Origin of the sequence: Pseudarthrobacter albicanus (assembly GCF_018224015.1) — a bacterium.
Classification (GTDB): Bacteria; Actinomycetota; Actinomycetes; order Actinomycetales; family Micrococcaceae; genus Arthrobacter; species Arthrobacter albicanus.
Genome location: NZ_JAGPOT010000018.1, coordinates 1 through 21,945, shown reverse-complemented (window position 1 = coordinate 21,945; position 21,945 = coordinate 1). Strand labels below are relative to the sequence as shown.

Genomic DNA, 21,945 nt, shown 5'->3' with positions numbered 1-21,945 from the left:
GGCGGCCCAGGCGGTGCGGGTCGGCCCGGTGGAGGCGTGGGCTCCGGTGCCGGGGGACCAGATGATGGCCCCGCCCTTGTAGTCCTGGTAGCAGCCGCCTCCGGGCTGGCCGCAGGTGACGTCCCCGGTGGGGTAGCCCATCGGCCCGGCCACGAAGTTCATCGTTGCCCAGCGGGCCCTGATCGCCCCGTAGGTGGGACGGGCGCCGGTGGCGGGGGACCAGATGATCGCCCCGCCCTGGTAGTCCTGGTAGCAGCCGCCCTGCGGGAGCCCGCAGCTCAGGTCGCCCGTGGGGTAGCCCATCGTGCCGTCCACGAAGTTCATCGTTGCCCAGGCGGCCCGGGTCGGGCCGGTGGAGGCGTGGGCGCCCGTGCGGGGGGACCAGATGATCGCCCCGCCCTGGTAGTCCTGGTAGCAGCCGCCCTGCGGGAGCCCGCAGGTGACGTCGCCCGTGGGGTAGCCCAGCGGGCCTCCGAGGAATCCGGTTCGGGCCCAGGCCGCGCGTACGTCGCCGGATGTCGGGTGGGCGCCCGTGCGGGGGGACCAGATGATCGCCCCGCCCTGGTAGTCCTGGTAGCAGCCTCCCTGCGGCTGGCCGCAGTTGACGTCCGACGTCGGGTAGCCCAGCGGGCCGTCGAGGAAACCGGTTCGGGCCCAGGCCGCGCGTACGTCGCCGGATGATGGGTGGGCGCCCGTGGCCGGGCTCCAGATGATCGCCCCGCCCTGGTAGTCCTGGTAGCAGCCTCCTTGCGGCTGGCCGCAGTTGACGTCCGACGTCGGGTAGCCCAGCGGGCCGTCGAGGAAACCGGTTCGGGCCCAGGCCGCGCGCACGTCCCCGGATGATGGGTGGGCGCCCGTGGCGGGACTCCAGATGATCGCCCCGCCCTGGTAGTCCTGGTAGCAGCCTCCTTGCGGTTGGCCGCACACTATCCCCGAAACCGGAGCTCCGAGCGACGTCACCGAAGAAGCCGCAGCGGCAATGGACTGGCTCGCCGCAACCGGCACGCCCGTGGCAAACCGCTTCAGGCTGGCCAGATCGCCATTCCAGACATTGGAATCGCCGGCAAACGGTCCCGTGCTGCTGTACTGCCAGATGCTGTAGTTGCTCCAGCTGCGCGGAAGCGGGCCAGCGTTGTTGGAGGCCGAGATGGGGTATGAAGGGATCCACAGCGGGGAGTCACCGAAGCCGAGAGGGTTACCTACGCAATCCCTCCACCAGTAGTAACCGGTGTAGATGACGGGGAGCCGTCCCGTCAGTGCCTGCATGGTGTTGCTGAAGTCGTGGGCCCAGGCCGTCAGCTCACCGGGGGACATGTCGTAGCAAATGTTCCCCTGGTAAAACCCGTTGATCGTCTGGCCTGCGTAGGGGTTGCCTTCAAAGTCGAGCACCGGCGGCATCGTGTAACCGTCGCCGGACCAGCCGCCGCCGCTCCGCACGAAGATCCGGGCCTGGTCTGCCCCGGACGACGCCGCAGGGTTTGCATAGTGGTACGCGCCCCGGATCATTCCCACGCCACGGGACCCGTCGTACTGGGCACCGAAGATCGGATTCGTATAGTAGTTCCCCTCGGTCGCCTTGATGTAGGCAAATCTTGCACCCATGTTCCGCTGCTGCTGCCAGTTGACTGAGGGCTGGTGTTCGCTGACGTCCAGGCCCTGCACGCCGAAGGTCGGAGTCCACGTCCCCTGGGTCGTCAGAGTCCTGGCCCTGCCGCCCGTCAACAACGACGGGCCGGTCCGAAGCCCCTGGCCCATGTCTGCTCCGCCCCCAGCGGTCGCTGCGGCCATGGCTGCGCGGTAGCCTGCCGTCGTGCGGTCCGGGGTAACAGGGGAAGCTGTGGTGGCAGTCGACGTTGCGGAAGGCGATGTCGCGGAAGACGATGGCGCGGGTGACGGCTCGACGGCGGCTGCCGGCGTCGCCAGCCCCGGCCCGGCAATAAGCGAGGCGGCCAGGAGGACAGCCCCGAACCGGCGGCCGCGATGATTGTTGGGGGGAAACAGGGTCCGCTTCATTTTCGCTCCGGAACAACGACACGCTCGTGGAGCCGCGTCATGTGGGTCTGGTCCCGGTGAATGCCAGGGAAAGCGGTCCGGGTCCGAGTATGTCTGACTGGTCGCGCCCACCCTAACACCGGCACAAAGCTGAAACCACTGTTTCTGGTGTTACGGATGGGAATATTGTCCTGCCGCAGGCCATGCGGTTATCCACAGGCACCCCGCAGAAGCCTTGCCGGGGTGGCCGCCGGAACCTAGCTTTAACCCAATTGCACCGCCGCCTATCCTGGGCGGCCGTCATATTGGGGGCCGCATGGAGGCTGTGCGCATTGTCGAGGATGAGGTCCGCGAGCTGATCCGGCGCCGGGGCCTGGATCCCCTCCGGCAGGCCGGCGAAGTCCGGCGCCTCGTGGAGGCGGCGGTCAGCGACTACGACCAGCGGGCCCTCCTGGCCCCGTTGCCTCCCATCGGCCCGCTGGAGACTGCCCGCAGATTTGTGTACGACGCCGTCGCCGGCTTCGGGGCGCTGCAGCCACTGCTGGATGATCCGGCGATCGAGGAAGTCTGGCTGAACGCGCCCAACGAAATCTATGTGGCACGCAACGGCGAATCGGAACTGACCTCTGTGTCCCTCACGGACCAGCAGGTCAAGGACCTGGTGGAGCGGATGCTCAAGAGCTCCGGCCGCCGCCTGGACATGTCGTCCCCTTTTGTCGATGCTGCCCTTCCGGACGGATCCCGGCTCCACGTGGTCATCCCGGACGTGACCCGGCGCCACTGGGCCATCAACATCCGCAAGTTCGTGGTCAAGGCCAGCAGGCTGGAGCATCTGGTGGATTTGGGCACACTCACGCCGCAGTCGGCCCGGTTTCTCGGCGCAGCCGTGGCCAGCGGACTCAACATCCTGGTGTCCGGTGCGACCCAGGCGGGCAAGACCACCATGCTGAACTGCCTTGCCGCCAGCATCGGCACCCGCGAGCGGGTCATCACCGTGGAGGAGATCTTCGAGTTGCAGTTTCCCCTCCGGGACGTGGTGGGGCTGCAGTGCCGCCAGGCGAACCTCGAGGGCGAGGGGGAGATTCCTCTGCGCCGGCTTGTCAAGGAGGCGCTGCGCATGCGCCCGGACCGGCTGGTGGTGGGTGAGGTCAGGGAGGCCGAGAGCCTGGATATGCTGATCGCGCTTAACTCCGGGCTGCCCGGGATGTGCACCGTCCACGCGAACTCGTCGCATGATGCGGTGACGAAGATCTGCACGCTGCCCCTGCTCGCGGGCGAGAACATCTCCAGTGCCTTCGTTGTGCCCACTGTGGCTTCCTGCATCGACCTTGTGGTTCATTGCAGCAGGCATGCAAACGGGCGCAGACAGGTGACGGAGATTCTGTCGCTGGGACGCAGGGTCGAAAACGGCATCATCGAATCGTCCATGGTTTTCGCGATGATCGATGGCCAGCTGCAGCCAAAGGCCAATTCGATGCCGGCCGCGGAGAAGTTTGGGCGGTCCGGGTACGACGTCGCGGCCCTGCTGGAGCCTCGCTGATGGCCCCGCTCCTCGGGGTTCTGGCCGGCACGGGGCTCCTGCTGGTCTGGTGGTCCGCGTGGGAGCAACCGCAAGGATCCAAGGCCGCTCCCCGGACCAGCAGGCTGGAGGATCTGCTGCGCACGGCAGGAATAGAAAAGGTCAGTGCAGCGGGGCTGCTGGCCACCTGCCTCGGCGTGGGGGCCTTTACCACCATCGTCTTCTTCGCCGGGACCCGCTCGTGGCCGATCTCGGGATGTTTCGGGCTGTTCGGCGGCTGGCTGCCCATGGCCGTCGTGCGATGGCGTGCCCGGAAGCGGGCAGCCGTCCTGCGTCAGCTCTGGCCCGACGTCGTCGACCACCTCCGCTCGGCCATCAGGGCGGGCCTGTCGTTGCCGGAGGCCCTCATCCAGCTGGCGGACAAGGGGCCGTCGGAGCTCCGTCACGTGTTCCTCGACTTCGGCTCCGATTACCGCTCGGGCGGCCAGTTTGACTCTTCCCTCACGCGGCTGAAGGACCGCCTGGCTGATCCTGTCGCCGACCGGATCGTCGAAGCCCTCCGCCTGACCCGGGAGGTAGGCGGCTCGGACCTGGGCCGGCTGCTGGGCACGCTCGGCGAATTCCTGCGGGAAGGGGCCCGCACCAGAAGCGAACTGGAGGCCCGGCAATCGTGGACGGTCAACGCGGCACGGCTCGCAGTTGCCGCACCGTGGATTGTCCTGGTGCTGCTGGCGAGCCGGCCCGAAGCGGTGGCGGCCTACAACACGCCGGCCGGAGCCGGCGTGCTGCTCGGCGGACTCGCTGTATCGCTGATCTCGTACGCCATCATGCTGCGAATTGGGGCCCTTCCGGAAGACGCGAGGGTCCTCCGGTGACAGGGCTCATGGCGAGCGCCACGGCGTGCGGAATAGTCCTCGGCAGTGGCCTCTGGCTGATGCTGGTCAGGCTTCCGTTCATGCGACCGATCACTTTCGTCGACCGCCTCCATCCTCAACTCCGGTCCCACAATCTGGAATCCGGGCTCCTGCGCGCCGCGCCGAAGAACATCACACCCTTTGGCCCGCTCGAACGTATTCTTCGCCCCGTGCTCCGTGACGGACTCGCGTCACTCGGCAGACTCAACCTCGGCTCTGCGGCCCTGAACCGGCGACTTGCCCGCGCAGGCACTTCCAGAACGGCAGTGGATTTCCGGGCGGAACAGCTCCTTTGGGCCGTTGGGGGATTTGTCCTGGCCCTCGCCGTGGTGCTGCTCGCCGGGGCCGCCGGACGGTTCAGCCCGTTCATCGCCGTCCTGGCTGTCCTCGGCAGCGCCATTGGCGGATTCCTGCTCAGTGACTACCTGCTGGGTGCCCGGATCAGGAGGCGCGAAGCCCGCATGATGGCGGAGTTCCCGAGCATGGCCGAACTGATGGCCCTTGCGGTCAGTGCCGGGGAAAGTGCCACCGGCGCACTGGACAGGGTTTGCCGCAGTGCCAGAGGCGAACTGTCGAAGGAATTCACCCGCGTGCTCGCCGAAACCCGGGCCGGAAAGCCCCTGGTGGAAGCGTTGCAGGAGTTCTCGTCCCGGACCGGGCTCGGCCCACTGGTCCGCTTCGTGGACGGAATGATCGTGGCAGTCGAGCGCGGGACACCCCTCGCGGACGTGCTGCGGGCCCAGGCCCAGGACGTGAGGGACACCGCGAAGCGTGAGCTGATGGAGTCCGCCGGGAAGAAGGAAATCGGGATGATGGTGCCGCTCGTCTTCGGGGTGCTTCCGCTCACGGTGGTATTCGCCGTGTTTCCGGGCCTGGCTGCCATCAGCCTCGGGCTGTGAAGGGGCGGGCAGCCGGAGCACCGGCAGGGAGGTGGGGAGCGCAGGAGGTATGAACAGCACCGGCGATAGGACAAGACAGGTAGCGCCGCAGAAGGCGAACACAATATGAACCCACAGAAGAAGGGGACCCAGTGAAGAACACCGGTATCCGCATTGCATTATTGATCTGCACCATCAGCCTGCTGCTCCGGCGGCCCTCCACCCCGGGGAGCGGGGCCGGACATCCTGCCCGCGGCATGGACCATCCCGAACGCGGGGACGTACCGGGCTGGGTGATGCTCACCCTGATGTCGGCCGTCCTTGTCGCGGCGCTTCTGGCCCTCGCGGGCCCGGCCCTTGAGGCGCTGTTCAACCAGGCGATGGACAAGGTCGGGCGGTAGCCGATGGGCGCACCGGGCGGCGGCTGGGGCCGCCGGCGGCATCGGAACCGCCGGCGGCGCGAAGCCCCGGCCTGCCCGGTCGTGGACCCCGGCCGCAGCGGCAGCCCGGGCGAGCGCGGCTCGGCGGTCGTGGACTTCGTCCTGGTCGGCGGCCTGCTGACGATGTTCTTTCTTGCCATCATCCAGCTCACCCTGGTCCTTCATATCCGGAATACGCTTATTGACGCTGCCGCCTCGGGCGCCCGCTACGGTACGCTCGCTGACCGCAACTCCGAGGATGCCCGTGCCCGGACGGCGCAGCTGATCGGGATGGCGCTCAATCCCGACTTCGCCACGGACGTCAGCACCTCTGAATCCACGTATCAGGGCATCCGCACCTTGCAGGTGACCGTCCGTGCCCCGCTGCCGGTGATCGGGCTGATTGGTCCCCGTGCGCTGCTGGAGGTGTCAGGACATGCCGCCATCCAGCGATGAACCGGAAGCGCCTGACGGCACGGAACGGGGGAGCGCGGTCGTCGAGTTCACCTTCCTCTCCCTGCTGCTGATGGTCCCGCTCGTCTACTTCATCATCACCGTGGGACAGCTCCAGGGCGGATCGTTCGCCGTCGTCGGCGCCGCGGACCAGGCCGCCAAGATCTATGTTTCCCAGCCCGATGCGGCGAGCGGCCGGGCAGCCGCGGAGCAGGCCGTCCTTCTGGCGCTCGCCGATTACGGGCAAGCGGCGGAGAACGCCAGCGTGGACACCAGCTGCGAACCGTCGGACTGCGCGGCCGCAGGCTCGGCCGTGACCGTCACCGTCCACCTGGCGGTGCCGCTGCCGTTTGTGCCATTCAGCGATGCGTTCCGCCTCACCGCGGGCCACCTCACCGCCTCTGCCACCCAGACGGTCGGACGCTTCAAATGAACCCCTCGCGCCGCCCGGGCACGAACCCAAGCCCGGCCCCGCGCCGGAGCCGCCACACTGTGCACCCACGAGGTCAACGCGAAGCCGGCCAGATGAGCGTGCTGATCATCGGCTACGTCCTGCTGGCCCTGCTCGCCGCGACGGTCGTGACGGGCGTGTCCAGCATCTACATCGAGCACAAAAAGCTGCTCTCGCTGGCGGACGGCGCCTCTGTGGCCGCAGCGGACAGCTTCACGCTGGGACAGCTCGAAAGCGCCGGTGGCAGCCCCACCGCTGTCCTCAGCGGCAGCCGGGTGCGCAGCGCCGCCGTCGACCATCTGGTCCGCAACGGTTCCTTCACGCGGTTCACCGGCCTGGCCGTCGCGCCGGGCACAGGGAGCCCGGACGGTTCCACCGCCGTCGTGGTCCTGAGCGCCGCCGTCCACCCGCCGGTGGTCAACTTCCTGGTCCCGGACGGCATCAGGATCGAGGCGAGCTCGACGGCGCGTTCCCGGCTCACGCGCTAGCCCCGCAAGCAAGCCCACGACCAAGTCCGGGCGGCTCGCACGGATAGCGTAGGGTTAAAAAACCATGGCTAACATTGATTTTCCAGCAGAAATCCGCGCGCTGCGCGCCACCTACGCCTCCATCGAAAACGTTTCGAATGTCGAGGCGCTGAAGGAAGACATCGCTGAACTGAGCGAGCGCGCCGGTGAGCCCAACCTCTGGGACGATCCAGCGGCCGCCCAGGTGATCACCTCGCGGCTCTCGCACCGCCAGTCCGAACTGGCACGCCTGGATTCGCTCGTCTCGCGGATCGACGACCTCGAAGTCCTGGTCGAGCTGGGCCAGGACGAGGATGACGCCGCCTCCATGGGCGAAGCCGCCACCGAGCTGGAATCGATCCGGAAAGCCCTGAAGGAGCTCGAAGTGGTCACCCTGCTGTCCGGCGAATTCGACGAGCGCGAAGCCGTGGTCACCATCCGGGCCGGGGCCGGCGGCGTGGACGCGGCTGATTTCGCCGAGATGCTCATGCGGATGTACCTGCGCTGGGCCGAACGCCACGGCTACCCGACCACCATCATGGACACCTCCTACGCCGAAGAAGCCGGGCTGAAATCCGCCACCTTCGAGGTCAAGGCGCCCTACGCCTACGGCACGCTGAGCGTCGAGGCAGGCACCCACCGCCTGGTCCGGATCAGCCCCTTCGACAACCAGGGCCGCCGCCAGACCTCCTTCGCCGCCGTGGAAGTGATCCCGCTGATCGAGCAGACGGACTCCATCGACATCCCGGACAACGAGATCCGCGTCGACGTCTTCCGCTCCTCCGGCCCGGGCGGCCAGTCGGTCAACACCACCGACTCGGCCGTGCGCCTGACCCACATCCCCACCGGCACCGTGGTCTCCATGCAGAACGAGAAGTCGCAGCTGCAGAACCGTGCGGCCGCCCTGCGCGTGCTGCAGTCCCGCCTCCTCCTGCTCAAGAAGGAGCAGGAGGACGCCGAAAAGAAGGCCTTCGCCGGTGACGTGAAGGCCTCGTGGGGAGACCAGATGCGCTCCTACGTGCTCAACCCGTACCAGATGGTCAAGGACCTCCGCACCGAGCACGAGGTCGGAAACACCTCGGCGGTGTTCGACGGCGAGATCGACGACTTCATCGACGCGGGCATCCGCTGGCGGACCGACAACCGCAACGCGGACAAGTAGGCCCGGGGCGCCTCGGCTGGGAGGTCCCTGACAATCCCGCGACACGCCCCCACGGCTCCGGCCGCCGCGCCGGTGCCCGTGCGTATAGTCAAGGAGCCGGAGCCCTACTTCCCCCAAACGAAAGCCCGCGCCCCGGCGGCAGAACTGGGCCGCAAGGCCGTGCCTGCAGGGTATTTAGGGCCATGATCCGCTTCGAAAATGTCACCAAGGTCTACGACCAGACCGCGCGTCCGGCGCTGGACTCGATCAACCTCGAGATCGACCGCGGTGAATTCGCCTTCCTGGTCGGCGCCTCCGGCTCCGGCAAGTCGACCTTCCTGCGCCTGGTCCTCAAGGAGGACCGCGCCTCCTCCGGCGCCGTCTACGTTGCCGGCCAGAACGTGGCGAACATTTCCAGCTGGCGCGTCCCCCGGCTCCGCCGCGGCATCGGCGTCGTCTTCCAGGACTTCCGGCTGCTGCCCCAGAAGACCGTGTTCGCCAACGTCGCCTTCGCGATGCAGGTCATCGGCAAGAGCCGCAGCGTCATCCGCGACACCGTCCCGGAGGTCCTCAAGACCGTCGGCCTGGAGGGCAAAGAGAACCGCCTGCCCCACGAACTCTCCGGTGGCGAGCAGCAGCGCGTGGCGATCGCCCGCGCCGTCGTCAACCGGCCCGGCATCCTGCTGGCCGACGAGCCCACCGGAAACCTGGACCCGACCACGTCCATGGGCATCATGGGCGTGCTGGACAAGATCAACCAGAACGGCACCACCGTCGTGATGGCCACCCACGACGACGACATCGTCAACGAGATGCGCAAGCGCGTCGTGGAGCTGAAGAACGGCGTCGTGATCCGCGACGAGGCCCGGGCCCTCTACACCTCCATGATTCCGGTGGTCGGCCAGTCGCGCCGGCTCAAGGATGCCAGCGGCCGGGACCCCGGGCCGGAGCCGGTGGCCGCGTCCCCGCGCAGCGAGACAAGCGCCGCATTGCGCAGCGGAACACGCGCGCAGGCGCGCGCCGCGGCGGAGGGCACGCTGTGAGGCTTGCGTTCGTCCTCGGCGAGATCGGCAGCGGCCTGCGCCGCAACGTGTCCATGGTGGTCTCCGTCATTCTCGTGACCTTCGTGTCCCTGACCTTCGTCGGCGCCGCCGGGATGCTGCAGCTGCAGATCAACCAGATGAAGGGCTACTGGTACGACAAGGTCCAGGTGGCCATCTTCCTGTGCAGCGACGGGTCGACGGCGGCCGGCTGCGCCACCGGCCCGGTCACGGCCGAACAGCAGGCCAACCTGCGCACGCTCCTCGAGTCGCCCGCGGTCCACCAGTACGTCAACGACTTCGCGTTCGAGTCCCAGGACGATGCCTACAGGCACTTCAAGGAACAGTTCTCCAATTCCCCGATCGTGGAATCGGTGACGCCGGACCAGCTGCCGGCGTCGTTCCGGATCAACCTGAAGGATCCGGAAAAGTACCAGATCATCAGCGAGACCTTCTCCTCCCAGGCTGGCGTGGAATCCGTGATCGACCAGCGCCAGCTCCTCGAACGGCTCTTCTCCGTGATGAACGCGGCGTCCCTCGTGGCGGTGAGCGTCGCCGGCGTGATGATTGTCTGCGCCATCCTGCTGATCGCGACGACGATCCGGCTCTCCGCCTTCAGCCGCCGCCGCGAAACCGGGATCATGCGCCTCGTGGGTGCCTCCAAGGCGGTCATCCAGCTGCCGTTCATCCTGGAGGGTGTGATCGCGGCCGTCATCGGTGCGGCCCTGGCCTCGGGCACGCTGTGGGCAGCGGCGCACTTCTTCCTCGGCGAGTACCTCGCCAAGCAGTACCCCGACACGGCCTTCATTTCACCTGCCCAGACGCTGCTCCTGGCCCCGGCCCTGATCGGCCTGGGCGTGCTGCTGGCCGGAACATCATCACTGCTGACCCTCCGCCGGTACCTGAGGGTCTAGTCTTGCGCAACGAAAAGGGAATGCTTATGACACCGATGGTTCGCCCGGCCCCGCGGCCCGGTCCGCGCTCTTGTCCCGCAGGGCCCGTCCCGGCCGGACGCCGCAGCCGCCTGGTCAGCGCCGCCCTGGTGCTGCTCCTGACGGCGGGCATGGGCGCCTCAACCCCGGTGGCGTTCGCCGACAACCTCGAGGACCAGCAGGCCGCACTTCAGGACGAGGCGGCGCGGGTCCAGCATTCCCTCGAATTCGTGGATTCCAAGATCGCCCAGGCCGCGGGGGACCTGGTCCTGTACCAGGGGCAGCTGCCCGGCGCGCAGCAGGCCCTCCTCGACGCCCAGGGCAGGGTGGCCGGTGCCGTCAAGGAAGTGGAGGCCCTGGCGGCGCGGGTGGATCTCGCGCAGCAGAACAAGGCCAAGATCACCCAGCAGCTGGAGACCGACAAGCAGAAGATCTCCGACACCAGGAAGCTGATCGGACAGATCGCCAGCCAGGCCTACAAGTCCGGCGGCGTGCCCTCCAACCTGTCGCTGTTCTTCGGCTCGAACAAGGGCGGAAGCCTGACGGACAGCATCGACCTGGCCGACCAGGCGATGCGCAGCCAGAACTCCGCGATGGACAAGCTCACCCAGCAGAACGCCACCAACGTCAACTCCCAGGCCCGCCTGGAGGCCGTGGAAGCGGAAATCACGGACCTTAAGGCGAAGGCCGACGCCGCGCTGGCGCGCGAGAAGACCGCCCGCGACGAAGCCGAAGCCAAGAAGGCACAGGTGGACAAGCTCATCGCCGACACCACCAGGCTCGACGCCGAGCTGCAGGCAGCCAAGCCCGGCATCCAGACCCAGTTGGCCCAGGTCAAGTCCCAGCAGGACGCCGTCGCTGCGGAAATCGCCGAACGGGACCGGAAGCTCCGCGAAGCCTGGGAAGCCGAGCAGCGGCGCATCGCCGAAGCGGCCGCCGCGGCAGCGCGCGCCAGGGGCCAGGCCACGCAGCCGTACGTCGCGCCGCCCCAGGGTTCGCCGTCGGCCTTCGGCCTGCAACACCCGTTTCCGGGCAATATCCCGATCACCTCCGGGTTCGGCTGGCGTGCGACGCCGGCCGGAACCATCGACTTCTACGGGCAGGGCGGGTACATGCACACCGGCATCGACTTCGGTGCCCCCTGCGGCACCCCCGTCTACGCCGCGGCGGCCGGCACCGTGTACTCCGCCGGCTGGGCCAACGACGGCGGCGGCAACAACGTGAAGATCTCGCACGGCGTCGTCCAGGGCAACTCGTTGACCACGATTTACTACCACAACACCTCAGTCACGGTCTCGCCGGGCCAGCAGGTCAGCCAGGGCCAGCTCATCGCTTACTCCGGCACCACCGGCAACTCCACCGGCTGCCACTCGCACTTCGAGACCTGGCTCAACGGCCGCGCCGTGGACCCGATGAACCTGCTCTAAACTGGAAGGACTCCGCGCCACCCCGGCCGGAGTGAGCCACCTAGAGATCCGAGGAGTTCTACCGTGCCCAAAGAAAGTGGCCGTAAGGTAGTGGCCACCAACCGCAAGGCCCGGCACGACTACCACATCCTTGACACCTACGAGGCCGGGATTGCCCTGATGGGCACCGAGGTGAAGTCCCTGCGCGAGGGCCACGCCTCGATGGTCGACGGCTTCTGCACCTTCTACAACGACGAGCTGTGGATGGAGGGCATCCATATCCCCGAGTACAACCAGGGGAGCTGGACCAACCATGCCGCGCGCCGGCGCCGGAAGCTGCTGCTGCACCGGGACGAGCTGACCAAGATCTCGCACAAGATCCGCGAATCGGGCTTCACGATCGTCCCGCTCCAGCTCTACTTCCTGGAGGGCCGGGCCAAGGTGGAAATCGGCGTCGCACGCGGCAAGAAGGAATACGACAAGCGCCAGACGCTGCGCGAGCAGCAGGACAAGCGCGAAGCCCTCCGGGTCATGCGCGAGCGGAACCGGAGGTAGCGGCTACCGGGAATGATCCCGGCCGGGTATGCGTTATGCTTGGTAGTCCGGGAAGGAACCGTGAGGTTCCCGACGGGTTTGATAAAAAAATACGGGGATGATCGGTTTCGACGATGTTAGTCGCGACAGGTGAAGCGGGCCGAGGATGCAGAATTATCTCGTAAACGCTGTCTGCAAACCAATAAGTGCCGAATCAAAACGCACTGACTTCGCTCTCGCTGCCTAAGCAGTAAGACAGTCCGTCAGCCCGAGGTTGCTATTGCCCCGGATCCTGGCGTCATTTAGATAGCCACTGCTGTTTACCTCCGTCATCGGGGTGGACGGGACTCTTAGATGACTGGGCCCGGATCAGCCAGCTGTTTGCAGCATGGCCGGGGCCGAGAAAATCCGACGCAAACTGCGCCCGGAGAAGCCCTGACAACACGACATCGGACGGGGGTTCAATTCCCCCCATCTCCACCCATGGGAGCGCCGGAGACGGAGCTCCACCCCGTAGTACAGTACAAAAGGCCGGAAGCGGATGCTTCCGGCCTTTTGGTCTTAACGGCCCGTGGCTAAATGGCCCTTGGCTATCCGCGCTTCTTGATGTGTGCCACCGGGTCCGCGTGGATCTCCGCGACGTTCTTGGTCTTCTTCTCGGCGCGTTTTTCCTTGATGGTCTTCACCGGTTTCTTGCCCAGGCTCTTGTGCGGCGATTTGTCAGGCATGGTCCACTCCCTAACGGCGTGGGGCCCGGAATGGCCCCGTGCTTTTAAGTTACGCCTCGGGCACCGCGACGTCCACGATGCCGACGAATCGGCTCCCCACGCCCTCGTACTCGCTGCGCACCAGCCCGGCGCCCGCTGCCGGGACCTCGTACGGGGCATGGTCGGCGCAGCAGACATAGGTGAACTCCGGCCACCACTTCTTCGGCCGGGCCGCCTCGGAGAAACCGCAGACGGCGCACGTCAGCTGGACCCAGACCGGGCGTTTGCCCGTCCGGTTCGCCTTGGACTGGACCAGCCACGCCGGCGGGTTGTCCAGCAGCTCGCCGAGTTCGGCGTCGGAAAGGCGGGACGGGATGCCGTGACGGTGTGCCATTTCCAGCGGAATGTCGAGGATCTGGGCTGCTTCACGTCGGGTAACCATCCTTCAACGATACGGGATGGCCGGGCCGCGGCAGGGCCGGGGACCAGCCCCGGCGGCCCGGTGTTAGGCTCATCACAGACCCGGTGCCGCCCGGCAGAGTAAGGCAGTGCGGGAGGCAGTGAGGAAGGCAGCAGCCATGTCCGGAAACCCCGCCACAGCCATGACCGCCGTCGAGAAACGCGTACTGTACGTCGCGATCGTCGCGTCGTTCATGGCCTTTCTGGACAGTTCGGTGGTCAACCTTGCCCTGCCGGCGATCGGACGGGAACTCGGCGGCGGGCTGGTGGTCCAGCAATGGGTCGTGGACGGGTACCTGCTGACCCTGGGTGCCCTCATCCTCGTTGCGGGTTCCCTGTCGGACCAGTTCGGCCGGGTGCGGGTCCTGCAGTGGGGTCTTGTGGGCTTCACGGTTACTTCACTGCTCTGCGGCCTCGCCTGGAACGGGGAGGCGCTGGTGGTGGCCCGCGCCCTGCAGGGCGTGGCCGGGGCCCTGCTGGTGCCCAGCTCCCTCGCCCTGATCGTGACGGTGTTCAGCGGCCCCGCCCAGTCCGTGGCGATCGGCAAATGGTCGGCCTGGACCTCCGGAGCCATCGTCGCGGCGCCCGTGCTTGGCGGACTCTCCGTCGACCTCCTGACCTGGCGGGTGATCTTCTTCCTCAACATCGTGTCGGCAGTCGCGGTGTGGCCGGCGCTGCGCCGGCTGCGCGGACTGGAGCCGGAGCGGCCCCCCGGCAGCAGGATCGATGTCACAGGAACGGTCCTGGCGGTCGTCGGGCTCGGCGGCATCGTCTACGCCTTCATCGAACGCGGCAGCCTGGGCTGGGGCGCCCCGCAGGTCTGGCTGCCCCTGGCCGCCGGCGCCGCGGTCCTCGCCGCGTTCCTCCTTCACGAGGCCAGGACCCCGGCCCCGATGATGCCGCTGCAGCTCTTCGCCGTGCGCAATTTCGGCTGGGGCAACATCGCGACGACGGCGATCTACGGGGCGCTGTCCCTGGGCTTTTTCGTCCTGGGCCTCTTCCTCCAGCAGGTGGCCGGCCTGCGTGCCACGGCCGCAGGCTTCGCCCTGCTGCCCTCGACCCTCATCCTGCTCATCCTGTCGGCCCGGATGGGCGCCCTCGCGGGCCGTTCCGGCCCCCGCTGGTTCATGACGGCCGGACCGCTGCTGTGCGCGGCCGGCTTCCTGCTGCTGCTGGGAGTGGGTTTGCCGCTGGATTACGTGGGGCAGGTCCTGCCCGGGCTGGTGGTCTTCGGGGTGGGCCTGGCCGTGACCGTGGCGCCGCTGACGTCCGCCATCCTGGGGGCGGTGCATCCGGAGGAGGCCGGCATCGGCTCGGCCGTCAACAACGCCGTCGCGCGCATCGCGGGACTCGTGGGAATCGCCGTCGCCGGGCTCATCACCGGGCCGGTGATCACGACGTCGGGCCTGCACAACACCGTCGCCGTGACCGCGGCACTGTTCGTCGTCGGGTCGCTGACCTCCGCCGTCGGCATCCGGAACCCGGGCGGGGAGGGTGGAGACGGCCGGCGTCCTAGCCGGCCAGGGCGAGGCCGAGGGCGGCCGCCGCGAGGCCCGCGAGGAGATTCACGGCCACATTCAGGGCCGCGGCCCGGTACCGCCCCTCGCTGACCAGGCGCACCGTCGCGGTGGTCCACGAGCTGAACGTCGTCAGGCCCCCGGCCAGGCCCGTGGCGATAACGGCGTGCCAGTCGGGGTCGAGATCCAGCCGGCCGGTCAGGCCGATGGACAGGCCGATGATGAAGGACCCGGCGAGGTTCACGGTGAGCGTGGCCCAGGGCCAGTGCGGGTGGGGTCCGGGGCGGTGGGCAAACCAGGAGTCGACGGCGAAGCGCAGCAAGGCGCCGGCCACCCCGAAGATCCCCACCAGCAGCGCCGTCATCATGCGGCGTTCCCGCGCCGGTCCGCGATGGCGTTGCCGGTCTTCCAGCCGGCGGCCGCGGCCCCCAGCCCCAGCACGAGCGAGAGCCCCAGGTAGGCCAGCCAGGCCGCATGGAAGCCGGCGCGGAACTGCTGGTCGATCGAGATCACGAGCGCCGAAAACGTGGTGAACGAGCCCAGCAGGCCCGGGCCGAGCCCCGCCCGGAGCCAGAATGCGGTCCTGGGCCGTGCGATCCAGATGGTGGTCAGAGTGGCCAGGGCAAAACTCCCGACGACGTTGATCACCAGGGTCGTCCACGGCACCGCGCCTGCCGGCTCGGGAAAGAGCTGGCCGGCGGCGTACCGCAGTTCGGTACCGAGCAGCGCGCCGGCGGCGACGGCCGCCCAGGCCCGCCAGCCCGGAAGTCCGCGGCGTGTCACGGCACGGCCCTCCGTCGCCGGGTCCGGCATTCAGGGACCGGTGACACTGCAGCCGGCGTGGGCGTCCTCGCTGTGCACCCAGAGGGCGGACGCGACCTCCTCGGCGAGGTCGAATTCGCGCGGGGTTCCGCCGGAGCCGATCCGCACCACGAGGGGGCCCCCGAACGGCCTGCGGCCCAGCACCTCAACCTCGGCGTCCAGGTCGATTTCCTCGGCGGCAAGGTAGCGGAGCAGCTCGGGGTTTTCGTCGCTGATCCGGGTGATCCGCCCCGTGTGGCCGGCGTCGAGCTCGTTCATCCGGTGGGCGGCAGGAACCTGGACGGATCCGTCGGCGGCCGGGATCGGATCGCCGTGCGGGTCCCGCAACGGGTTCCCCAGTTTGGCGGCCATCCGTTCGATGAAGGTGTCCGAGACGGCGTGTTCGAGCAGCTCGGCCTCGTCGTGGACCTCGTCCCAGCGGTAGCCGAGCTCCTGGACAAGGAAGGTTTCGATCAGCCGGTGCCGCCGGACCATGGACACTGCCAGCCGGACGCCGTCGCCGGTCAGGGTGATGGCGCTGTAGGGCTTGTGGTCCACGAGGCCCTGGTCCTTGAGCTTGCGGACCATTTCGGAGACCGAGGAGTTGGCGACGCCCAGCCGCTGCGCCAGCCGCGTGGAGGTGATGGGCTTGTCCTGCCACTCCGTGAAGGAGTAAATGACCTTGACGTAGTCCTCGATGGAGGAGGAGGGCGTACTGGTCTTCACAGACCCAAGCCTACCGTCAGCCGCGGCCGGAGAAAGTGAGCCACAGCAGGACGAGGTTCAAGGCCACCACGAGCGCCACACTGACGATCGCCGCGATCCGGAGGGCCAGCCCGTCCACGAAGCGGCCCATCAGGGACTTATTGCTGGTCAGCACCACCAGCGGGACGAGGACAAAGGGGATGCCGAAGCTCAGGACCACCTGGCTGAGGACGAGCCCCCAGGTGGGATCGAAGCCGACCGTCAGCAGCACGACCGCCGGGATCAGGGTGACGACACGGCGGGCCATCAGCGGAATCCGGATCTTGAGCAGGCCCTGCATGATGCTTCCGCCGGCGTAGCAGCCCACCGAGGTTGAGGCCAGCCCGGAGGCGAGCAGGCCGACGGCAAAGATGACGCCGATGACGGGCCCCAGGTTGGCCGTGATGGCGGCATGGGCGCCCTCGATGGTGTCGGTCCCGGCCGCGCCGCCGAGGGTCGATGCAGCCAGGAGCAGCATGCCGATGTTCACGATTCCGGCGATGGCCAATGCGGCGACGACGTCCAGCCTGGTGGCCCTGACCAGCCGCGCCATGGCCGGGACCGGAACATGGAGGTGCGGGTTGGGGCGGTGCCGGTCGCGGGAGAGGGCGGAGTGGACATAGATGGCGTGCGGCATCACGGTGGCGCCGAGCATGCTGGCCGCCAGCAGGACGGTGTCCGGGCCCTGGAAACCCGGCACGAGTCCGGCCAGGACCCCGCCGGCGTCGGGAGGGCTGAAGAACAGGCCGGCCAGGAAGCCGATGGTGATGATGCCCAACAGGAACATGATGACGAATTCAAAGGGTCGCTGCCGGTTCTTTCGCTGCACGGCCAGCAGGAGCATCGAGACGGCACCGACGATCAGGGCGCCGAGGGGGAGGGGAAGGCCGAACAGCAGGGACAGGGCGATCGCCCCGCCCACCACCTCGGCCAGATCGGTCGCCGCGGCCACGATTTCGGCCTGGACCCAGAAGGCGCGCCGCCAGAACGGCTTGAGGCGCTCGCCGAGGATCTCCGGCAGGCTCTTGCCGGATACGATGCCGAGCTTCGCGGACTGGTACTGGACGAGCACGGCCATGACGTTGGCAACCACGAGGACCCAGACCAGCAGGTAGCCATACTGTGCGCCGGCAGTCAGGTTGGCCGCGACGTTGCCCGGGTCCACATAGGCAATCGAGGCCACAAAGGCCGGCCCCAGCAGCCCGAGCAGCGCCCTGCGCGCACCCGGTTTCCGCCGGGTGGGTGCTCCCGGGGAATGGGGCTCCTGACCCGTTACTTCCAGCACTGCAAGCTCCCGTGATTCGGCGCGTCCGCGTTGACGCGATGGTTTCTGCCGGACTGATGTCGCAGCCGTCGTTAAAGTGCTACCTGCCTACAGATAATTTTTAGGCATACCGAAACAATAAGCCCGGCGGCTGCCCGCGTGCAATGTGGAAGGTAACAGTCAGGTCCGGAAAGCCCGCCAGGTCTGCGTCAGGTAGGGGAGCCGGAGGATCCCGCCGGGGGCGTGGCCCAGATGCCCGTGCAGATACCAGTCGAGATTGCCCAGGACTTTGGTCCGGGTGCCCTGCGGGGCCGCCAGATAGTAGCTGCGGGACTTCGCCAGCTCCATGATGTCCTCGGTCGTCACCGGATCCTCCCACCGGGTCAGATGGCTCTGAAGGCCGGTGAACTCCGGGCCCACGGTCGGCCTGAAATGGGGTTTGTGGACGTCGCCGGCGTGCATGATGCGGGAGAGCCGGTGCACCCAGGGAACCGAGGTGTCCAGCTGGTTCCAGATCAGGCCCAGGACGCCGTGCGGCCGGAGGATCCGGGCGATTTCGGTGCTCGCCAGGAGCGGATCGCACCAGTGCCAGGCCTGGGCCACCGTGACGAGGTCGAAGGCTTCCGGCTCGAGGCCGGTATTCTCTGCCGTGCCCTCGACGGCGGCGACGCCGGGCAGGGTCCGGCGCAGCTGCTCCAGCATGTCCGCCGAGGGATCCACGGCCACGGTGCGCAGGCCGTGTCCGACCAGCAGTGCCGTGAACTTTCCGGTCCCCGCGCCCAGGTCCGCGGCGTCCTGCGCGCCCGGCGGGATCAGCCAGCCGGCCGATTCCTCCGGGTAGCCGGGGCGGACCCTTTCATAGTGCTCGCCGCCATCCTGGAAGCTCTGCCCCAGCTGCTGGCGTCGCTCATGGTGGAGTTTGGGGCCGCCGCGTGCCACGTGCGATCTCCTTCGGCAGATCCGTTTGGGTATCCTCCGAATTTACCGCACGCGGCAGCGTGCGCCGGTCCCCGGTGCCGTACGGCCGGTCCCGGCCGGCCGGCAGCCGCCTAATCCAGGGAGCAGGGGGCTGCGCCCGCGGTGCCCGGCGTGTTCGGTGCCCAGTGCGGGTAGCTGCGGGAATCGTTGGACGGGACCCAGCGGCCGGCATCCACCACGTAGTCCCAGCCGAGGCCGGTCTGCCGCAATTCCTGGATTCCGGCGAGCACCCGCTGCGCATCCTCCAGGCGCGAGCCGAGGCCGAAGCTTGCCCGCAGGGAACCGGAAGGCAGCCCGAGCCGGCGGAGCAGGGGATGGGCGCAGAAACGGCCGTCCCGCAGGCCGATGCCGTGTTCGGCCGAAAGGTAGGCCGCCACCAGGCCGGCGTCGTAGCCTGCAACCGAGAAATTCACGACGCCGATGGTCCCGGCGCCCTGTTCCGTGTCGGAGAAGATCTGGTGCACGCTCACGCCGTCGATGCGCTGGAGCCCCTCGACGAGGATGGACCGGATGGCGTTCTCATGGGCGTGCCACTGCTCCTCGTCCAGTGCCGCGATCACCTCGGTGGCGCGGGCCAGCGTGGCGGCGCCCAGGACGTTGGGGGAGCCGCCCTCGTGCCGTGCCGGGCCGGTGGTCCAGCTGACGGTGTCGAGCCTGGCGTCCAGCACCGCGCCGCCGCCGGCGAGGTGCGGGGTGCCGGCGTCGAGCCAGTCCGGGCGCCCCACCAGCACGCCGGCGCCGAACGGTGCGTAAAGCTTGTGGCCCGAGAAGGCGAGGTAGTCGACGTCGTCCGCGGCGATGTTGATGCGCCGGTGCGGGGCGAGCTGGGCGGCGTCGACGACGATCCGGGCGCCGTACTCGTGCGCCAGGGCGGCCAGGGCCCGGATCGGCAGGATTTCCCCCGTGACGTTGGAGGCTCCGGTGACGGCGAGCAGGCTGATCCCGCCGTGCGCCAGTTCCCCGCGCAGCCGCTCCAGGGTGGCCGCCAGGGTGGGGGCGGCGACGACGCTGCGGTGCGGCACCTTCTGCCACGGCAGCAGATTGGCATGGTGCTCGATGTCGAGGTAGAGGACCTCGCCGGTGTGCTTGCCGCCGCGCACGGGCAGGCAGCCGGCGAGCAGGTTGAGGGAATCGGTGGTGTTCCGGGTGAAGATGACCGCGTCGTCTGCCCGGCCGCCCACGAAGCCGCGCACAATGCTGCGGGCGTTCTCGTAGACGGACGTGCTGATCTGGGAGGCGTAGCCGGCGCCGCGGTGGACGCTCGCGTAGAAGGGAAGGATCTCGTTCAGGTAGGCGGACACCACGGACAGGGCCGGTGCCGAGGCGCCGTAGTCCAGGTTGGCGTAGCGGACGTGGCCGCCCTGGATGAGGGGGGCCTGGATCTCGGCCCCGGTCACCGCGGAGAGCGGGCGGCCCGCGACGGCGAACCGTGCGTCCGGGTGCCCACCGCTAGTGGCGTCAATCGCAGTGGCGTCAATCGCAGTGGCGGCGGGGAAAATGGCGGTTGTCAAAAGGACCTCATTCGAAAAGGACCCCACGCTCCGGGGATCCGCGCTTGCCGGGTCCATTCCGGACCGGCCAGGTCGTCACCCGGGGCACCCCACCGCGAATGGAGGGTTGCCGGCCAGCAAACCGGGGTTTAGCGCTGGCACTCGTGACCTGCATCGAGCCTAGGACAACCACGCCGCCGGGGAAAAGGCCACGCTCCAATGTGAAGCGGTTTGTTACGCAATATAGCTAGGAAGCGGCCGGGGCGGCCGGGGCACTTTCCACGGAGCTCATCGTGCCGGGTATCCGGGGGTTGGTGAGCTGAACGTTGAGGCCGAAGAGGGCTTCCAGGGCTGCCGCGTAGTCGTCCTGGCGGCCGGCCGTGGCCAGTTCCCTGGCGCGGACCGTCGGGATGTGGAGCAGGCGCCGGACGATGCGGCGCAGAGCGGAGTTGACTTCCTCAGCCGTGGCGCCGCACCCGTGTTGTTTCGTGACGCGCTCCATTTCGGCGTCGAGGACCTGATGGAGATGTCCGCGCAGGGCAACGATGGCCGTGTCGACCATGCGGATTGCCTCTTGTTCTTCGAAGCGGCGCGCTGCCTGCCGGACGAGGGCACCGGCAACGCGGAGCGCCTCCGCGTCCGCCGGGGGAGCCGCCAGCCGGACCGATTCCAGGGTGATCAGTTCAATGCCCGGAAGATCCGCCACGCGAGGGTCGAAATCATGGCTGGGGGCGAGATCGATGACGGTGAGGGGATGGGCAGCTTCTTCCCTCCAGGCAGCCAGTCGGGCTGCACCGATGCGCGTTTCGGTGCCGCTGCAGCCAATGATGATGTCCGCCCGGGCAACGGCTGCGGGCAGCTCCCGGGCCGTCAGCGCCGTTCCTCCCCTGGCCGCTGCAAAGGCGTCCGCGCGGCCGGACTGGGAAAAAACATAAGTGGCTGAACACCGCCTGCTTCTGAGTATCTCCGCAACGCAGGCTGCGTACGCTCCGGTGCCGAAGAGGACCACGGACACATCGTCCAGGGCCGGCTGCCCCGATCCGGCGGCGGCAAGGTCAAGGGCCACAGAGGCTATGGACCTGCTGGTGCTGCTGAGCGCGGTCCGGGCCCCCACCTCCTTCCCCGTGCGGGAGGCCGCCTGGAACAGCCGGATCAAACGCCCGCTCGCGGTACCCTCAGCCTGCGCTTCAGCGAGGGCACGGCGGGCCTGGCCTGCGACTTCGCGCTCACCTACAACAACCGAATCGAGGCCGGTCACGACGGCGAAAAGATGCTTCGTCGCCGGTTCTCCATGGGTGTGTTCGAACAGTGACGCGAGCAGGGCGGCGGGCAGGCCCGTGCAGAGGCCGACAGAGTCCAGGGCATCGGAACAGGCGGTGTCAACATCCCCCGTGGGTGAGACCTCGCAGTAGATTTCAAAGCGACTGCACGTGGACAGGACCACGGATCCGGAAACGGCGGAACTGCCGGCCAGGATGTGCCGGGCCAGCCGCGAGGAAACGGAGTGCAGCCGGGCGGCTGATTCAATGTCGAGATCACGGTACCTCGCAACGAGCACCAGCAGGACCGGGCCGCCCCCGAAGTCGCAGGATTCGGGATCCACATGTCGAAATGTTCCAGACAAGGCCGCTTGCCTCCCAACAGATGTCCACACCACGTCGTGTCCGGCAGCGGAGACCGCCGCTGTGGACAGGGTCGTGCAGGGACCCTTGGGAATCCTTGAGCGGCAGGCCCGCCCGGAAGATCACGCCCCAGGACAAGAACGACGGCGGACGCCCCCGCCGGGGGGGGGGGGGGGGG

The 21,945-nt window shown here is 68.1% G+C and carries 23 protein-coding genes, 1 other RNA gene and 1 riboswitch; of the genes, 14 read left to right on the top strand and 10 right to left on the bottom strand.

Annotated features, from left to right (window positions below):
• Window positions 1-1,788 (bottom strand): GH25 family lysozyme (locus J9611_RS05985; protein WP_307857034.1); only part of this gene is annotated, 1,788 nt, incomplete at its 3' end.
• Between the two features lie 520 nt (window positions 1,789-2,308).
• On the opposite strand from J9611_RS05985, the gene J9611_RS05980 reads away from it, so the two are divergent.
• The 13 genes from J9611_RS05980 to ssrA all read left to right on the top strand — a co-directional run bounded on the left by J9611_RS05980 (window position 2,309) and on the right by ssrA (window position 12,668).
• Window positions 2,309-3,532, top strand: coding sequence for a TadA family conjugal transfer-associated ATPase (locus J9611_RS05980; RefSeq protein WP_211878546.1), 1,224 nt, complete (start codon window positions 2,309-2,311; stop codon window positions 3,530-3,532).
• Window positions 3,532-4,386: a type II secretion system F family protein gene (locus tag J9611_RS05975; protein ID WP_211878544.1), complete on the top strand. Its 855-nt coding sequence runs from the start codon at window positions 3,532-3,534 to the stop codon at window positions 4,384-4,386. The genes J9611_RS05980 and J9611_RS05975 overlap by 1 nt, the downstream gene beginning before the upstream one ends.
• Complete coding sequence (locus tag J9611_RS05970; protein ID WP_372447765.1) at window positions 4,383-5,324, top strand: type II secretion system F family protein; 942 nt, start codon at window positions 4,383-4,385, stop codon at window positions 5,322-5,324. Before J9611_RS05975 ends, J9611_RS05970 begins: the two co-directional genes overlap by 4 nt.
• Window positions 5,325-5,503: 179 nt before the next feature.
• Window positions 5,504-5,704 carry a hypothetical protein gene (locus tag J9611_RS05965; RefSeq protein ID WP_246527442.1) on the top strand — a complete coding sequence of 67 codons (201 nt, stop codon included), beginning with the start codon at window positions 5,504-5,506 and terminating at the stop codon, window positions 5,702-5,704.
• Window positions 5,705-5,707: 3 nt separating this feature from the next.
• Window positions 5,708-6,178 (top strand): TadE family protein, encoded by a 471-nt coding sequence (locus J9611_RS05960; RefSeq protein ID WP_211878540.1) that lies wholly within the window; start codon window positions 5,708-5,710, stop codon window positions 6,176-6,178.
• Window positions 6,159-6,608, top strand: a complete 450-nt coding sequence (locus J9611_RS05955) for a hypothetical protein (protein WP_211878538.1) — start codon at window positions 6,159-6,161, stop codon at window positions 6,606-6,608. The genes J9611_RS05960 and J9611_RS05955 overlap by 20 nt, the downstream gene beginning before the upstream one ends.
• Window positions 6,609-6,700: 92 nt before the next feature.
• Window positions 6,701-7,114, top strand: a complete 414-nt coding sequence (locus J9611_RS05950) for a pilus assembly protein TadG-related protein (protein WP_211878537.1) — start codon at window positions 6,701-6,703, stop codon at window positions 7,112-7,114.
• 64 nt (window positions 7,115-7,178) lie between these two features.
• On the top strand, window positions 7,179-8,294 hold the full coding sequence (gene prfB, locus J9611_RS05945) for a peptide chain release factor 2 (RefSeq protein ID WP_211878535.1): 1,116 nt from the start codon (window positions 7,179-7,181) through the stop codon (window positions 8,292-8,294).
• 182 nt (window positions 8,295-8,476) lie between these two features.
• Entirely contained in the window at window positions 8,477-9,316 is an 840-nt protein-coding gene (gene ftsE, locus J9611_RS05940; protein WP_246527436.1) for a cell division ATP-binding protein FtsE, read from the top strand.
• Window positions 9,313-10,227, top strand: coding sequence for a permease-like cell division protein FtsX (gene ftsX, locus J9611_RS05935; RefSeq protein ID WP_211878532.1), 915 nt, complete (start codon window positions 9,313-9,315; stop codon window positions 10,225-10,227). The genes ftsE and ftsX overlap by 4 nt, the downstream gene beginning before the upstream one ends.
• A gap of 35 nt (window positions 10,228-10,262) precedes the next feature.
• Window positions 10,263-11,672, top strand: coding sequence for a M23 family metallopeptidase (locus J9611_RS05930; RefSeq protein ID WP_246527439.1), 1,410 nt, complete (start codon window positions 10,263-10,265; stop codon window positions 11,670-11,672).
• 63 nt (window positions 11,673-11,735) lie between these two features.
• Entirely contained in the window at window positions 11,736-12,206 is a 471-nt protein-coding gene (gene smpB / locus J9611_RS05925; RefSeq protein WP_211878528.1) for an SsrA-binding protein SmpB, read from the top strand.
• Between the two features lie 93 nt (window positions 12,207-12,299).
• Window positions 12,300-12,668, top strand: a transfer-messenger RNA (tmRNA) gene (gene ssrA / locus J9611_RS05920).
• A gap of 107 nt (window positions 12,669-12,775) precedes the next feature.
• On the opposite strand, the gene J9611_RS05915 is transcribed toward ssrA, so the two are convergent.
• Entirely contained in the window at window positions 12,776-12,913 is a 138-nt protein-coding gene (locus tag J9611_RS05915; protein ID WP_211878526.1) for a hypothetical protein, read from the bottom strand.
• A 49-nt stretch (window positions 12,914-12,962) separates the two neighbouring features.
• Window positions 12,963-13,334 carry a hypothetical protein gene (locus J9611_RS05910; protein ID WP_211878524.1) on the bottom strand — a complete coding sequence of 124 codons (372 nt, stop codon included), beginning with the start codon at window positions 13,332-13,334 and terminating at the stop codon, window positions 12,963-12,965.
• A gap of 136 nt (window positions 13,335-13,470) precedes the next feature.
• On the opposite strand from J9611_RS05910, the gene J9611_RS05905 reads away from it, so the two are divergent.
• The gene (locus J9611_RS05905) at window positions 13,471-14,961 is read left to right on the top strand and encodes an MFS transporter (RefSeq protein WP_246527435.1); all 1,491 of its coding nucleotides are present in this window, start codon (window positions 13,471-13,473) and stop codon (window positions 14,959-14,961) included.
• Here J9611_RS05905 and crcB read toward each other — a convergent pair.
• The 7 genes from crcB to J9611_RS05870 all read right to left on the bottom strand — a co-directional run bounded on the left by crcB (window position 14,864) and on the right by J9611_RS05870 (window position 21,748).
• Window positions 14,864-15,232, bottom strand: a complete 369-nt coding sequence (crcB, locus tag J9611_RS05900; RefSeq protein WP_211878552.1) for a fluoride efflux transporter CrcB — start codon at window positions 15,230-15,232, stop codon at window positions 14,864-14,866. The genes J9611_RS05905 and crcB overlap by 98 nt on opposite strands.
• Complete coding sequence (locus J9611_RS05895) at window positions 15,232-15,681, bottom strand: fluoride efflux transporter FluC (protein WP_211878522.1); 450 nt, start codon at window positions 15,679-15,681, stop codon at window positions 15,232-15,234. The genes crcB and J9611_RS05895 overlap by 1 nt, the downstream gene beginning before the upstream one ends.
• On the bottom strand, window positions 15,682-16,395 hold the full coding sequence (locus tag J9611_RS05890) for a metal-dependent transcriptional regulator (protein ID WP_211878520.1): 714 nt from the start codon (window positions 16,393-16,395) through the stop codon (window positions 15,682-15,684).
• 16 nt (window positions 16,396-16,411) lie between these two features.
• A complete protein-coding gene (locus J9611_RS05885) occupies window positions 16,412-17,698 on the bottom strand; it encodes an Nramp family divalent metal transporter (RefSeq protein WP_307857033.1) in 1,287 nt (428 codons plus the stop codon).
• Between the two features lie 159 nt (window positions 17,699-17,857).
• A complete protein-coding gene (locus J9611_RS05880; RefSeq protein ID WP_211878518.1) occupies window positions 17,858-18,616 on the bottom strand; it encodes a class I SAM-dependent methyltransferase in 759 nt (252 codons plus the stop codon).
• Window positions 18,617-18,726: 110 nt separating this feature from the next.
• Window positions 18,727-20,166 (bottom strand): aminotransferase class V-fold PLP-dependent enzyme, encoded by a 1,440-nt coding sequence (locus tag J9611_RS05875; protein ID WP_246527434.1) that lies wholly within the window; start codon window positions 20,164-20,166, stop codon window positions 18,727-18,729.
• A 35-nt stretch (window positions 20,167-20,201) separates the two neighbouring features.
• A riboswitch (SAM riboswitch) is annotated at window positions 20,202-20,315 on the bottom strand.
• A gap of 77 nt (window positions 20,316-20,392) precedes the next feature.
• The gene (locus J9611_RS05870) at window positions 20,393-21,748 is read right to left on the bottom strand and encodes a glutamyl-tRNA reductase (RefSeq protein WP_211878514.1); all 1,356 of its coding nucleotides are present in this window, start codon (window positions 21,746-21,748) and stop codon (window positions 20,393-20,395) included.
• Window positions 21,749-21,945 lie beyond the last annotated feature (197 nt).

Bases quoted from the DNA above. Each gene is read 5' to 3' on its own strand.
- J9611_RS05980 (WP_211878546.1), top strand. From the start codon at position 2,309: ATGGAGGCTGTGCGCATTGTCGAGGATGAGGTCCGCGAGCTGATCCGG.
- J9611_RS05915 (WP_211878526.1), bottom strand. From the start codon at position 12,913: ATGCCTGACAAATCGCCGCACAAGAGCCTGGGCAAGAAACCGGTGAAG.
- J9611_RS05950 (WP_211878537.1), top strand. From the start codon at position 6,701: ATGAGCGTGCTGATCATCGGCTACGTCCTGCTGGCCCTGCTCGCCGCG.
- J9611_RS05930 (WP_246527439.1), top strand. From the start codon at position 10,263: ATGGTTCGCCCGGCCCCGCGGCCCGGTCCGCGCTCTTGTCCCGCAGGG.
- J9611_RS05905 (WP_246527435.1), top strand. From the start codon at position 13,471: ATGTCCGGAAACCCCGCCACAGCCATGACCGCCGTCGAGAAACGCGTA.
- J9611_RS05975 (WP_211878544.1), top strand. From the start codon at position 3,532: ATGGCCCCGCTCCTCGGGGTTCTGGCCGGCACGGGGCTCCTGCTGGTC.
- J9611_RS05955 (WP_211878538.1), top strand. From the start codon at position 6,159: ATGCCGCCATCCAGCGATGAACCGGAAGCGCCTGACGGCACGGAACGG.
- ftsE (WP_246527436.1), top strand. From the start codon at position 8,477: ATGATCCGCTTCGAAAATGTCACCAAGGTCTACGACCAGACCGCGCGT.
- prfB (WP_211878535.1), top strand. From the start codon at position 7,179: ATGGCTAACATTGATTTTCCAGCAGAAATCCGCGCGCTGCGCGCCACC.
- J9611_RS05910 (WP_211878524.1), bottom strand. From the start codon at position 13,334: ATGGTTACCCGACGTGAAGCAGCCCAGATCCTCGACATTCCGCTGGAA.
- J9611_RS05960 (WP_211878540.1), top strand. From the start codon at position 5,708: ATGGGCGCACCGGGCGGCGGCTGGGGCCGCCGGCGGCATCGGAACCGC.
- J9611_RS05895 (WP_211878522.1), bottom strand. From the start codon at position 15,681: ATGCCGGACCCGGCGACGGAGGGCCGTGCCGTGACACGCCGCGGACTT.
- crcB (WP_211878552.1), bottom strand. From the start codon at position 15,232: ATGACGGCGCTGCTGGTGGGGATCTTCGGGGTGGCCGGCGCCTTGCTG.